Source organism: Mameliella sp. LZ-28, assembly GCF_012274245.1.
Lineage (GTDB): Bacteria > Pseudomonadota > Alphaproteobacteria > Rhodobacterales > Rhodobacteraceae > Antarctobacter > Antarctobacter albus.
The window spans coordinates 68198-81242 of record NZ_JAANYX010000007.1 but is presented as its reverse complement, the minus strand read 5'-3'; the positions used below and the strand labels follow the sequence as shown (position 1 = coordinate 81242).

Here is a 13045-nt window from a genome sequence, read left to right as displayed (position 1 = left end):
ATCGCCCCGGCGCCTTCCGGCAAACGCCGGTCAGAGGCCCTGTCGCAGGGCCTCCGGCCTTGGCTGATCTGTCAGGCCAGCGCCTCTTCCAGCTCGGTTTCGAGCCGCTGCATGGCCTGGACGCGCGGCTGCGAGAAGCGGGCCAGCAGCAGGTAGGCCACCGGCGTCAGGTAAAGCGTCGAGAAGGTCGCCAGACCCAGCCCGCCGACAATGACCCATCCCAGCGCCTCGCGCGCCTCGGCGCCCGCGCCCGCCGACAGGATCAGCGGCACGCCACCCAGCACGGTCGAGGTCATGGTCATCATCACCGGCCGCAGACGGATGGTCGAAGCGTCTAGGATCGCGTCGCGCACCGTGGCGCCGCCATCGCGCAGCTGGTTGGCGAACTCGACGATCAGTATGCCGTTCTTGGCCATGATCCCGATCAGCATCACCAGGCCGATCTGGCTGTAGACGTTCAGGCTCAACCCGGTGAACAGCAGCGCGAAGGCGGCACAGGCCAGCCCGATGGGCACCGTCACCATGACCACGATGGCCGAGATGAAGCTTTCGAACTGCGCGGCCAGCACCAGCAGGACCACCGCGATGGCAAAGCCGAAGACCAGCACAAGGCCGGAGGCCGTCTGGTCCAGCGTCGCGGCCTCGGCCAACGGGACGATGCGGTTTTCCTCGGCCAGGATCTCGTCTGCCAGTGCCTGTACCTGGGTCATCGCGTCGCCAAGCGCCAGGGTCGGCGTCAGCCCGGCCGAAATCTCGACCGAGCGGTTCTGGCCTTCACGGTCAAGCTCGGGCGCGATGGCGCGCTCTTCCAGCCTGACAAAGCTGGACATGGGCACGGTCTGGCCGTCCCCCGTCTGGACAAAGATGTTTTTCAGGTCGCTGGGGTCGTCGACCGGGTTCGAGGTCGACAGCATCTGGATGTCATAGCTGCGGTCGTCGATAAAGACCGATCCCACGGTGCGCCCGTCCAGGACCGCGCGCAGCGCGTCCCCAAGACCCGCGATGTCGATCCCCAGGTCAGAGGCCCGCTCGCGGTCGATCTCGATGAAAAGCTGCGGCTGCGTGGTCTCGTATTCCAGCCGGACCTGGCCGAAGGCCGGGTTCTCCTGCATCCGCTCCACCAGCCGTTGAGACACATCGGCAAGCTGCGCATAGTTATCCCCGGTGATGACAAAGGACAGGCCACGGCCCGCGCCCCGGATGCCCAGGGAGTTGGGCTGGATCGCGAAGGCCCGCACGCCGATCACGCCGCGCAGCTTGCCGTTGATCTCTCCGACGATCTCGTCCTGGCTGCGGTCACGTTCGTTCCAGGGCGCCAGGGAAAAGACCATGAACCCCCGGTTGTCCGAGCCGAAGCCGGTGATGGAAAAGATGTTGGTGACTTCCCCGGTCTCGCGCAGCGGTTCGATCAGGGCCTCGATCTCGTCCATCTTGGAGGTGGTGTACTGCAGCGACACGCCTTGCGGGGCAGAGACGGACAGCAGGGCAACCGCCCGATCCTCGCGCGGGGTCAGTTCCTGCCGGATGCCACCGGCGACAAAGACCGCCGTGGCCGAGAAGAGCACGGCCACCAGCAGCACGACAAAGGGCATCGCCAGGGCCCATTCCAGCGTCGCCTTGTAAAGCGCGCCCAGCCGGTTGCCCAGCCAGACAAAGGGGCCGCGCGGGTTCGGGTTCGGCTTGGCCGTCAGCAGGCGGCTTGCCAGAACGGGGCAGAGCGTCAGCGCCACGACCGAGGACAATAGCACCGCCATCGCAAGGGTGAACCCGAATTCCCGGAACAACCCGCCGGCCTGGCCGGGCAGGAAGGAGAGCGGCACAAAGACCGCCGCCAGCGTGGCCGTTGTGGTCACCACCGCGAAAAAGACCTGCCGCGTGCCAAGGACGGCGGCAGCGCGGGCGCCCATGCCTTCGCTGCGCCGCCGGACGATGTTTTCCAGCACGACGATGGCGTCGTCGACCACCATGCCGGTGGCCAGCACCAGCGCCAGCAGCGTCAGGATGTTGACTGAGAACCCCACCATGTAGATGGCCGCCACGGTGCCGATCAGCGCCACGGGCATGGTCAGCCCGGGGATCAGCGTGGCGCGCGCGTCGCGCAGGAACAAAAAGATCACCGCCACCACGATCGCGGTGGCCAGGCCAAGCGTCTTGAGCACTTCCTCGATCGAGCCACGGATGAACACCGCATCGTCAGAGGTGACAAAGATCGAGACGTCGTCGGGAAGCGCCTCGTCGAGTTCGGTCACGACCGCGCGCACCGCCGAGGAGATTTCCAGCGTGTTCGACGTCGCCTGGCGGATGATGCCCAGGCCAATGCCGGTCTGTCCGTTGGCGCGCAGGACGGTCTCATTCGGGGCCGGGCCAAGGGTCACAGTGGCCACGTCGCGGATGCGGACGTTCTCGGCGATTTCGAGGTCTTCGAACTCGGCCGTGGTTGCGACGGTCGCCGTGGTCCGCACGGCGATGCTCTGGCTGTTACCCGACAGGTCGCCCGCCGGCGCGTCAAAGGCCACATCCGCCAGCGCGTTCCGGACGTCGGCCAGCGTCAGGCCGCGCGCGGCTAGCGCCGACTGGTCGATGTCGATGCGAAAGATCGGGTCGCGGTCGCCGTAGATCTGCAGGTCGGCCACGCCGTTGACCGACAACAGCCGATCCTCGACCCGTTCCTGCACGATCCGGGTCAGTTCCTGCGGCGAGCGCCCGGCAGAAGTGACGGCGATGCGCACGACCGGCTGGGCGTTGGCGTCGGCCTTGACGATCTCTGGTGTTTCGGCGCCGTCGGGCATCTGGTTGGCGATCCGCGCCACCGCGTCGCGGACGTCGGTCGCGGCGACATCCAGGTCGACGTCATCCTCGAATTCCAGCGTCACCCGCGACCGACCAAAGCGCGAGTTGGAGGAAATCGAGCGCACGCCGGCCACACGGCCCACGGCGCCCTCGATGCGGCCTGTCACCTCCTGGTCGACGCTTTCGGGAGAGGCGCCGGGGAATTGCGTGGTTACGGTGACGACAGGGCGGTCCACGTTCGGCAGTTCGCGCACCTCGACGCCAAAGACGGCGGCCAATCCGGCCAGGACGATCAGGGCCGAAAGGACAAGCGCAAGGATCGGGCGGCGGACAAAAAGCGCGGTGCCCGACCCGGAAACGGCTGCAGAGCTTTCCTTCATCGCGTGACACTCGGCTTGGTGGCGCCAGGCAGGGTGGCGCGAGCTTCGGTGCGTCCGGCGATGGCCACCTCTGCGCCGGGGCGCAGGGTCTGCACGCCCTGGGTGACGACCAGGTCGCCGGGGCTCAGGTCTCCGTCCACCAACACCCGGTCGGCGTCGCGCTGGCGGATGGTCACGCCAACGCGCCGGACCTTGTCGTCGCGCACGGCCCAGACGTAGGACCCCTCGCTTGACCATTGCACGGACAGCGGGTCGACGGCGGCCAGGGTTTCCCCCGGAAAGCGCAGGGTGACGGTAAAGGCCATGCCCGCGCGCAGGCGGTCGTCCTCGTTGGCAAGTCGGCCCTGCACCCGCAGGGTCCGGCTGTTGCGGTCGACCACGTTGTCGACGGCGTGGATCTCTCCGGTCAGGGCGTCCGCCCCGTCGACGCCCAGCAGGCGGGCTTCGATCGGCATGCCGGGCTCGACCTGGCCGACCACCCGTTCGGGAACGCGGAAATCCACCAGGATCTCGGACCGGTCGGTCAGGGTGGCGATCACGTCCGTGGGCGACAGGCGTTCACCGATGGCCACGTCCACAAGGCCGATCCAGCCCGAGAAGGGCGCGCGCACGGTGCGCAGCGACAAGGCGAACTCGGCCTCGCTCAGCTCCAGTTCGGCGGTCCGAAGGCGCAGTTGTGCCTCGCGCTGGCGCACTTCGGTGACAGAGCCGCCATCCTGCAGGCGTGAAAACCGGCTTGCCGCGTCGCGGGCGTCTTCCAGCAGCAGGCGTGCCCGTTCCACGGCGATCCGTTCCGCCTCGTCGTCCAGCCGGAGGATCACGGCGTCCTTGTCCACGAACCCCCCGGTTTCCAGCGCCACTTGCACGACCTCGCCACTGACCTCTGTCCGCAGCGTCGCGCTGCGCAGGGCGCGGATGTCGCCGATGGCATCGACCCGGTCGTTGGTCGTGGCTTCTGTCACGACGGCCACGACGACCTGCGCCGGACCGCGCGGACCAAAGCCGCCACCGGTGTTCGAGACGTCCGCCGCCGCGGCCTCGATCCCCAAAAGGCCCGTCACGCCGGTGCGGTCCAGGAAAGATGCCGCGCCGGGGACATAGTTCAACCAGAGGAAGAGGGTCGCGATCAGGATCACGGCGGACAGGATAACTTGTTTCAGGAAACGCATGTTCGATCCGTTCTTGAGAGCTGCGAGCAGGGCAGCCATGTCGGCTGGATACCGTTTCGCATCTCTTTCACCTTTCGTATAGTCGTTCGCAGAGAAAGACGTCCGGAACGGCTTTCGACGGGGATGTTTGCTTACATAGTTGCCATCCACCGCCTGTCCCGACCAGTGCCCCCGACTGCACGGTTTCGTGTTCGGATGCCCGGGTGTCCGGCCCGTGGACATGGCTTTTCCCTTCCACCATTCGGCGGCCCGGTTCGGGCGGGGCAAGACGATTTACTGAAATCTGGGATCGTTCAATGTTCGAATAAGATTAAAATATCAATCAATAATAAAATACCAAGGGAGGGCGGCATGACCATTTTTTACCAAGACGACGTGCCTGGCTGCCTTGCTGGCGGCGGGGCTGGCCGGCGCAGCACTGGCCGAAACCACCATTCGCATCGGCGGGGTCCTGGCGCCGGACGATCCAATGGGGCAGGGGCTGGACAAGTTCGCTGCCGAGGTCGCAGAGGCGACGGGCGGCGGGGTGACCGTCGAAGTCTTTCACAACAGCCAGCTGGGTGACACGACAGAGATGCTGGACCAGGTCCGCGCAGGGGCCGGGGTAGGCACCGTGACCGACGTGGCGCGGCTGTCGGAATTCGTCCTTTCGCTGGTCATCATGTCGGCACCGTTCCTTTTTGACAGCTACGAGGACGCGGACAAGTTCGCTCTGTCCGGCGCCTACCTTGGCTGGGGTGACGAACTGGCAGAGGAGGCAGGGCTCGTGATGCTGGCCTCGACCTGGTACCAGGGCGCGCGCCATGCGCTAACCCAGACACCTGTAAGCGGCCCGGTGGACCTGGCGGGTGTGAGGATGCGCACCATCGGCGCACAGGTCTGGATCGAGACCATTCGCGCGATGGGCCCCGAACCGACGCCGATTGCCAGGGGCGAGGTCTATTCCGCGCTGCAACTGGGCACCATCGACGCGGCAGAGGCGCAGCCGACTGCGATCAAGGGGGCCAAGCGTTACGAGGTCATCAAGCATGTCACCAAGACCGGGCACATCCAGCTGGTCACGGCGCTGGTGATCTCTGCCGACTCGTGGAACCAACTGTCGGACGAGCACAAGGCAATCCTGCGCGACCTGGCGGTCGAGAACGGGCGCTTTGCCTCCAACCTCACCATCGAGCTGGGGGACAAGGCGCTGGCCGATGTGGCCCCGCCCGCAGGTGGATCGAGCTGGTCAACATAGCGGTGGTGATGGGGCTGCTGGCCTACCTGCTGTACCATGCCATGATCAACGTGCCCCTGATGCACAAGCGGATGCAGGGCGCACTGCAAATCCCCAAGTCCTTCATCCATCTCGCCGTGCCCGTGGGGCTGTGCCACTGAATTCCTGGCCCGCGTGAGGGAAAGCTGATGCTGCTTCTGATCGCGGCGCTGTTCGCCCTGTTCCTGCTCATTGGCTTGCCGGCCGCCTATTCGCTAATGCTGGCGGTGATCCCGGTTTGCGTGTTGACGGCACCATGCCCACCACCGTCGCGATCCAGAAGATGGTGACGGCGCTGGAAAGCTTTCCGCTGTTGGCGGTTCCCTTCTTCATCCTGGCGGGCAACCTGATGAACGAGGCCGGCATCACGGAGCGCCTTGTCCGCTACTCTCGCCTGCTGACCGGCTGGCTGGCGGGCGCAGGTCTCCATCGTGCTGTCCATGCTGATGGGGGGCATTTCCGGCTCTGCGGTGGCCGATGCCTCGATGGAGGCGCGGCTCCTGGGGCCGTCGATGCGCGAGCAGGGCTATTCCCCGGCCTTCATCGCGGCGGTGCCTTTCTTCCTGGCGGTGGTGGTCTTCTTCGTCTTGCTGCTTGCCTTCCCCTGGCTGTCGCCAGCACTACCCAAGGCGATCATGGGATGACGAGACCAGCCTTGCCGGTCCAGACATGCATAGATCGGGGGCGCCCATGACACGCCCTGACCTGCGCGGTGCCCGCGCATCGGAAAGGATATCGGTCAATGCCAATGTCGCGGCTTCTACCCGCGTCTTCGAGGAGTTGCGCGCGCGGATCGTGACGCTGAAACTCCCGCCGGGGACGATCCTCAGCCGGGCCGAGCTGGCCGAGGCATTCGGCGTCAGCCAGTCGCTGATCCGCGAGGCGATCCAAAGGCTGGAAGAGATCGACCTGGTGGTGTCCTACCGGCAGTCCCGCACCGAGGTGACGCGCATCAATTGCGAAGGCCTGCGGCACGAGAGCTTCCTGCGCAGCGGCCTGGAATGCGAGGTTGTGGACCTTTTGTGCCGGACGCCGGACGCGGACCTGACCAAGGCGCTGGGCTATCTCAGGATCCAGCAGGCGCTGGTCGACGAGCCGGACCAGATCGAGCTGTTCCGCGAACTCGACGAGAGTTTCCACGAGGCGCTGTTCATCGCCGCCGGGCACGAGGCCGTGCACCGCCTGGTGATCGAGCAATCCAGCCAGATGGCCCGCCTGCGCACGCTGGACCTGCCGCGCAGCGACAAGCTGCATTCGGTTGTCGCGGGGCACCGCGCGGTGGTCGACCGCATTCAGGCCGGCGACCGGCAGGGGGCAACCGACGCGATGCAGGCGCATCTGTCCGGCACCATCGGCCGGCTGCCCGACATTATGGACGCCAACCGCGATCATTTTACCTGGCCCGGATCAGCAGATCCGCGGCAGCTGTTCGCCCACCAGCGTATCGACCAGCCTTTGGCCGCCAAAGGCGGTGCGCATCGTGACCCGTCCCGCCGGGCCGGGTTTCGCCAGGCCGATGCGCGCCGCGCCGTGCCCGGCCTCGGTATCACGCATGGCGTGCAGGGCGGCCTCTGCCTCTGCCTCGGGCACAAAGATCACCAGCGTGCCCTCGTTGGCCAGGTAAAGTGGGTCCAGCCCCAACACCTCGCAGACGCCTTTGACCTCTGGCCGCAGGGGCAGGGCGGTTTCGTCGATCTCAATGGCGACGCCGGCGGTCTCTGCCATCTCGTTCAGGGCCGAGGCCAGCCCGCCGCGTGTCGCGTCTCGGGCGGCGCGGGCATTGGGGGCGGCATGCAGCACCGCTTCGACAAGGGCGTTCAGGCTCTGGCAGTCCGACTGGATGTCGGTGGACAGGGCCATGTCACCACGCGCGGCGAGGATCGTCGCGCCGTGATCGCCCAGCACGCCGTTCACCAAGGCCACGTCACCCGGACGGATGTTGCCCGCCTGCAGGTCACGGGCCGGCGGTATCACACCCACGCCGGAGGTGGTGACAAAGACCTTGTCCGCGGCGCCACGCCCGACGACCTTGGTGTCGCCGGTCACGATGCGCACGCCGGCCTTCTCGGCCTCGGCCTGCATCGAGGCGACGATGCGCCGCAGCAGCTCGAATTCACAGCCTTCCTCGATGATGAAGGCCGCCGACAGCCACAGGGGTTTTGCCCCACCGACGGCCAAATCGTTGATGGTGCCGCAGACCGCGATCTTGCCGATGTCGCCGCCGGGAAAGACCGGCGGCGAGACCACGAAACTGTCCGTGGTAAAGGCCAGCTGCGCCCCCGGTTCCGCAAGCGCCTGCGCGGTCAGACGGGCCTGGTCCTCGGTGCCGGGGGGCTGGAAGACGCCGGTAAAGATCTCCTCGATGAGGTCGCGCATGGCCTTGCCGCCGCCACCGTGGGCCAGTGTTACGCGCTCTCCCCGCAGGCGCGACGGGATGATCGGGCGTTCCATCGTCATTGCACGGCCTCCGTCACGGCATCTTCGGTTGCGCCGTACTGGTAATAGGCCGCACAGGCCCCTTCAGAGCTGACCATCAGTGCACCCAGCGGCATTTCCGGCGTGCAGCCGGTGCCGTATTGCGGACACCCCGTGGGCTTGATCCGGCCCGTCATCACCTGGCCGCAGGCACAGCCCTCGGGTTCGGAGACGATACGCGGACCCGCCCCATAGCCCACGCCGAATTTCTCCTCGGCGTCATAGGCGGCATAGGCGGGGCGGATGCGCAATCCGCTGGCGTCGATCTCTCCAAGGCCGCGCCATTCGAAACTCGGGCGGGGTTCGTAGACATCTGCAATGGCCGCCAGCGAGACCGGGTTGCCGTTTTCCGGGACGATGCGGGCATATTGGTTTTCGACCTCGGCCCGCCCGTCGCGGATCTGTTCCAGTACCATCAGCACGGATTGCAACAGGTCCAGCGGCTCAAACCCGGCGACGACGATGGGCTTGCCATACAGCTGCGCGATGAAATCATAGGGATGCGTTCCGATCACCATGCTGACATGGCCCGGCCCGACGAACCCGTCCAGCACCATGTGCGGATCGTCCAGCAGTGCCTTGATCGGGGGCGGCACGGTGATGTGGTTGCAGAATACGCTGAAATTCTTCAACTCTTCGCGTGCCGCCTGCTGGATCGACAGCGCGGTCGAGGGTGTCGTCGTCTCGAATCCCAGGCCGAAGAAGACCACCTCACGGTCAGGATTTCGCCGGGCGATTTCCAGCGCGTCGAGCGGGGAATAGACCATGCGGATGTCGGCACCATCGGCCTTGGCCTGCATCAGGGACTTGTGCGTTCCGGGCACCCGCATCGCGTCGCCAAAGGTGGTAAAGATCACCTCGGGGCGTTCGGCGATCTCGACGCATTCGTCGATCCGGCTCATCGGCAGCACACAGACCGGACAGCCGGGGCCGTGGATGAACTCGATCCCCGGAGGTGTCAGCCGGTCCAGCCCGTAGCGAAAGATCGCGTGGGTGTGCCCGCCGCAGATTTCCATGATGTGCACGGGGTTTTCGGCGGTGGCGCCGATCTGGTCGACCACCTTGCCGATGGCGGCCAGCACGCCCCTGGCGGCGATGGGATCGCGGAATTCCTCGACATATCTCATTGGCTGCCCTCCAGTGCGGCGGCGCCGTCGGCCATCGCCTCCAGCGTTTCCTGCGCCTCGCCCAGGCCGCGCAGGGCCTCCAGCGTCTTGGCGGCTTCGTCCTCGTCGATCAGGCTCATGGCAAAGCCTACGTGGATCAGCACCCATTCGCCCACCAGGTCGGACAGGTCCGGCGTTGCGACGCAGGCGACAGAGACCTCACGACGCACGCCGGACACGTCCGCCAGCGCCATCAGGCGGGTTTCGTCGGTGATCTTGACGATCTGTCCGGGTATTCCCAGGCACATGGCTCAGTCCTCCTCCTCTTCGGCCGGGTCGAACTTGCCCGGTTGCTGCACGCCGTAGCGATCGAGTTTCGAGCGCAGGCCGACGCGGCTGAGGCCCAGCTCTTCGGCAGCGCGGCTCTTGTTCCATTTCATGCGGGTCAGCGTCTCGCGCAGGATGCGAGCCTCCATCGCCTCGATCCGGTCCTTGAGCGTACCCTCTGAGGCCAGAAGCCCGGCCTCGAACGGGTCGGGGCGGCCGGAAACCGACGGGTCGGCCTGCAGGATGTGGCGCGAGATCAGTTCCGGCCCAAGGCGTGGTTCCTGGCTGAGGATCAGCATCCGGGTCAGCTCGTTGCTCAGTTCCGGCAGGTTGCCGGGCCAGTCGTAGTTGCCCAGGAATTCCAGCGCCAGGTTGGTCAGCCCCTCGACGGGCTTGCTGTGCTGGGCGGCCAGGTCGCCCAGGATATGCCGGGTCAGGATGTCCAGGTCGTCGATGCGCGCGCGCAAGGGCGGCAGGGAAAGTTCGGTGGTGGACAGGGCATAGAACAGGTCCTTGCGGAACCGGCCAGAGGCCAGCGCCGGGGCCAGGTCGCTGTGGCTGCCTGCCATCAGGCGCGTGTTGGTGGTCAGGGTCTCTGTCCCGCCCAGCGGTTCGAAACTGCCCTCGGTGGCGATGCGCAGCAGGATCAGCTGCATCTGCGGGCTGAGCGTGTCGACCCCGTTCAGGAACAGCGTCCCGCGCGAGGCCTTTTGCAACAGGCCGATACGGTTGCTGGGGGCGCCGCCCAGGGCACCTTTCTTGGCGCCCAGCAGTTCGGCCATCAGCACCTCGTCCGGCAGGCCGGCGCAGTTGAGTTCGTAAAAGGACTGGTCCGACCGCAGCGAGGCATAGTGCATCGCGCGCGCCATCACGTCCTTGCCGGTGCCCGCCTCGCCGGTGATCAGCACCGGCACGTCGAAACTGGCCACCTGCCGGGCCAACTCGACCGTGGCGTTCATCGGCGAGTTGGGTGCCCGCAATACCCGCTCAAAGCCAAAGCCCTCGCGCAGGGTACGGCGGCGGGCCTCCAGCTTGTTTTCGGCGGTCTTGCCCATGAAGCGCATTTCCAGCGAAAGCCGGTCGTGATCGCGGCTGAGCTGGAACAGTTGCGCAGCGTTCTTGGCCGCCATGACCAGCTGGTCGGGGTGCCAGGGCTTTGTCAGGAACTGGTAGATGCCGGCCTCGTTGATGGCGGCGATCATGTCGTTGGTCTCGGTATAGCCGGTGATGATGATCCGCACCGTTTCCGGCCAGCGTTCGCGCACCTCGGACAGGAACTCCACCCCGGTCTTGCCCGGCATCCGCTGGTCGCAAAAGATCGCCTGGACAAAGTTCTCCTCCATCAGGCGCATCGCGTCCTCGGCGCCCGGCGCGGTCAGGCAGTCAAAGTCATCCTCCAGCGCCATGCGCATGGCGGCCAGGGAATGCTCCTCGTCGTCGACCAGCAGAAGGGTGGGCAGGGCGGTCATTCCGCCGCCTCTGGGGCGGACTTGTCGGCCAGGTGGGTGCGGAGCCAGTCGATCCACTCCGTCATGCCTTCGCCGGTGCGGGCCGAGACGCGCAGGATCTCGATCCCCGGGTTAACGCGGCGCAGGTTGGCCTCATAGAGGTCGAGATCCACGTCGCAATGCGGCGCCAGGTCGATCTTGTTGAGGATCGCAAGCCGCGCGGCGGTGAACATGTCGGGGTATTTCAGCGGCTTGTCCTCGCCCTCTGTCACAGAGAGGATGGCGACCTTGCCGTCCTCGCCCAGGTCGAAGGCGGCGGGACAGACCAGGTTTCCCACGTTCTCGATGAACAGCAGGCTGCCGGGGGCAAGGTCCAGGTGGTCCATCGCGTGACCGACCATGTGCCCGTCGAGGTGACAGCCCTTGCCGGTGTTCACCTGCACGGCGCGGGCGCCGGTGGCGCGGATGCGGTCGGCGTCGTTCTGGGTCTGCTGGTCGCCTTCGATCACGCCCAGCGGCTGATCGCCCAGGGACTCGATCGTCTTGCACAGCAGGGTCGTCTTGCCGGACCCGGGAGAGGAGACAAGGTTCACCGCCAGGATGCCCCGCGCCGCCAGGCGCGTGCGGTTGGCCTGGGCGTATTGGTCGTTCTTGGCCAGGATGCCGGTCTCGATCTCGATCAGCCGGTCCTGCGACATGCCGGGCACCTCGGTGCCTGCGGGACCCTGGCCGTAGTGGTGGTGATCGTGATGATGGTGGTGGTGTCCATGCCCGTGGTCATGATCAGGTGAATGACCGTGGCCATGCACCTTCGTTTCGCCGTCTCCGCATCCGCATACCGTACACATCTCAGGCCACCTCCAGGTCCTTGATTCTCATTTCGTCCCCGCCCTGCGGCATCAGCTTGCCGCCACCGCAGGTGGGGCATGGGTCGAGGCGGTCCATGATTTCCACCTCTTTCATGCAGTCGTAGCACATCGCCCGTCCGGGCAGTTCCAGCGTCACCAGTTCGGCGCCCTCGGCCACGGATCCGCGCATCACCACGTCAAAGGCGAAGTGCAGCGCCTCGGTCTCGACCCCGGCAAAACGCCCGATCTCGACCCGCACGCGCCTGATGCGCGTAACGTCATGTTTGCGGGCCTGGTCCTCGATCACCCGGCGGATGCCCTCGCAAAGCGACATTTCATGCATGGTCAGCCTCCATCGGTGCGAAGGGTTCCAGCCTGACCGGGCTGCAGGGGTCAAGCAAGGACAGAACCAGCGGTGCCAGGGCCTGTGCCCGCGCCGGGCGCAAGGATGCAAGCGATTGCTCGAGGGCGCCACCCGGGGCCAGCAGATGATCCGTCGGTGTCTGTCGTGCAAAGGCCGTGACGCGCCCGTGTTCGACCGCAGCCGTGATCCCGTAGAGCCCGCGCGCGGCGGGCACGACAGCGCAGCCCCGCGAAATGACGGCGGCAGGCAGCCTGCCGTCCAGCACCGCCTGCAGGTCACAGGCCAGAGCGGTTGCCGACCAGAGCGGCCCGCGCCCCCATTGCGTTTCGATGTCTTGCAGCACGGGGTGCGCCGACTGCCGGGCCGCATTGGAATTCTCGGTCACGCGAGGGCCGAAGAACCCCCCGACACCCGGAGCGGGCAGGGCGGTCCGGCAGGCCTCGAACGGGGCAAAGAGTCGGCTGATCGCGCGCAGCAGGCGCGCGCAGCCCTGTTCCGCCTCCAGAAAGGCGCGGAACTGTTCCGGCGTTTCGGGCATCTGTCCGGCGGGACCGAAGATCACGCGCCGTGTCTCGGCATTGCCCGCCTGCCAGTCGCGCGGCAGCGCAAGCGGCGGGAGCGAAACCAGCGCGGGCCACCGGAGACAGAGTTTCGCGACGTGTTCGCGCAGAATCTCTGCGCGCAGGTCGTCTTGCCAGCCGGTAGGCAGGGGCAGGCCAAAGGCGGCGCGGGCCGCGACGCCCTGTGCCACGCGGCACAGGTTGAACAGGCGTGGCAACAGTTCTGCCGCCTCAGCCGCCGGTTTGCCGATGACCAGGCGGGCAACGGGCAGACCGGGCACCGTGACGGCGCGCAGCGCGGGATATGCGGCCCCGGTCAGCAC

12 protein-coding genes and 2 pseudogenes are annotated in these 13045 nt (G+C 66.5%); 5 read left to right on the top strand and 9 right to left on the bottom strand.

What is annotated here, in order from left to right; genetic code table 11:
* Positions 1 to 71: 71 nt before the first annotated feature.
* Positions 72 to 3170: an efflux RND transporter permease subunit gene (locus G9Q80_RS04885; protein ID WP_088716654.1), complete on the bottom strand. Its 3099-nt coding sequence runs from the start codon at positions 3168 to 3170 to the stop codon at positions 72 to 74.
* Positions 3167 to 4378 (bottom strand): efflux RND transporter periplasmic adaptor subunit, encoded by a 1212-nt coding sequence (locus tag G9Q80_RS04880; RefSeq protein WP_232786324.1) that lies wholly within the window; start codon positions 4376 to 4378, stop codon positions 3167 to 3169. The genes G9Q80_RS04885 and G9Q80_RS04880 overlap by 4 nt, the downstream gene beginning before the upstream one ends.
* 349 nt (positions 4379 to 4727) lie before the next feature.
* Here G9Q80_RS04880 and dctP point away from each other — a divergent pair, with 349 nt between their 5' ends.
* The 5 genes and pseudogenes from dctP to G9Q80_RS28715 form a co-directional block, all read left to right on the top strand.
* Positions 4728 to 5576 (top strand): TRAP transporter substrate-binding protein DctP, encoded by an 849-nt coding sequence (dctP, locus tag G9Q80_RS04875; protein WP_198550041.1) that lies wholly within the window; start codon positions 4728 to 4730, stop codon positions 5574 to 5576.
* Positions 5577 to 5581: 5 nt separating this feature from the next.
* The gene (locus G9Q80_RS28390; RefSeq protein WP_282593838.1) at positions 5582 to 5716 is read left to right on the top strand and encodes a hypothetical protein; all 135 of its coding nucleotides are present in this window, start codon (positions 5582 to 5584) and stop codon (positions 5714 to 5716) included.
* 27 nt (positions 5717 to 5743) lie between these two features.
* Positions 5744 to 5884: a hypothetical protein gene (locus G9Q80_RS28725; RefSeq protein ID WP_198550040.1), complete on the top strand. Its 141-nt coding sequence runs from the start codon at positions 5744 to 5746 to the stop codon at positions 5882 to 5884.
* A pseudogene (locus G9Q80_RS28720) lies at positions 5851 to 6238 on the top strand (TRAP transporter large permease subunit). The gene G9Q80_RS28725 and the pseudogene G9Q80_RS28720 overlap by 34 nt, the downstream one beginning before the upstream one ends.
* Positions 6239 to 6263: 25 nt before the next feature.
* Positions 6264 to 6878: pseudogene (locus G9Q80_RS28715) on the top strand (GntR family transcriptional regulator); the annotation flags it as partial.
* Between the two features lie 123 nt (positions 6879 to 7001).
* Here the strand turns inward: G9Q80_RS28715 and hypE are convergent.
* Genes hypE through G9Q80_RS04830 form a run of 7 tightly spaced genes read right to left on the bottom strand, consistent with a single transcriptional unit; the run spans position 7002 to position 13045 of the window.
* Positions 7002 to 8045: a hydrogenase expression/formation protein HypE gene (gene hypE / locus G9Q80_RS04860; RefSeq protein ID WP_088716675.1), complete on the bottom strand. Its 1044-nt coding sequence runs from the start codon at positions 8043 to 8045 to the stop codon at positions 7002 to 7004.
* A 2-nt stretch (positions 8046 to 8047) separates the two neighbouring features.
* A complete protein-coding gene (gene hypD / locus G9Q80_RS04855; RefSeq protein WP_088716652.1) occupies positions 8048 to 9196 on the bottom strand; it encodes a hydrogenase formation protein HypD in 1149 nt (382 codons plus the stop codon).
* Positions 9193 to 9483, bottom strand: coding sequence for a HypC/HybG/HupF family hydrogenase formation chaperone (locus G9Q80_RS04850; RefSeq protein WP_043145603.1), 291 nt, complete (start codon positions 9481 to 9483; stop codon positions 9193 to 9195). The genes hypD and G9Q80_RS04850 overlap by 4 nt, the downstream gene beginning before the upstream one ends.
* A 3-nt stretch (positions 9484 to 9486) precedes the next feature.
* Positions 9487 to 10971, bottom strand: coding sequence for a sigma-54-dependent transcriptional regulator (locus G9Q80_RS04845; RefSeq protein WP_069209640.1), 1485 nt, complete (start codon positions 10969 to 10971; stop codon positions 9487 to 9489).
* Entirely contained in the window at positions 10968 to 11798 is an 831-nt protein-coding gene (gene hypB / locus G9Q80_RS04840; RefSeq protein WP_088716651.1) for a hydrogenase nickel incorporation protein HypB, read from the bottom strand. The genes G9Q80_RS04845 and hypB overlap by 4 nt, the downstream gene beginning before the upstream one ends.
* Before the next feature lies 1 nt (position 11799).
* Complete coding sequence (gene hypA / locus G9Q80_RS04835; protein WP_043145609.1) at positions 11800 to 12141, bottom strand: hydrogenase maturation nickel metallochaperone HypA; 342 nt, start codon at positions 12139 to 12141, stop codon at positions 11800 to 11802.
* Complete coding sequence (locus tag G9Q80_RS04830; protein WP_088716650.1) at positions 12134 to 13045, bottom strand: hydrogenase expression/formation protein HupK; 912 nt, start codon at positions 13043 to 13045, stop codon at positions 12134 to 12136. The genes hypA and G9Q80_RS04830 overlap by 8 nt, the downstream gene beginning before the upstream one ends.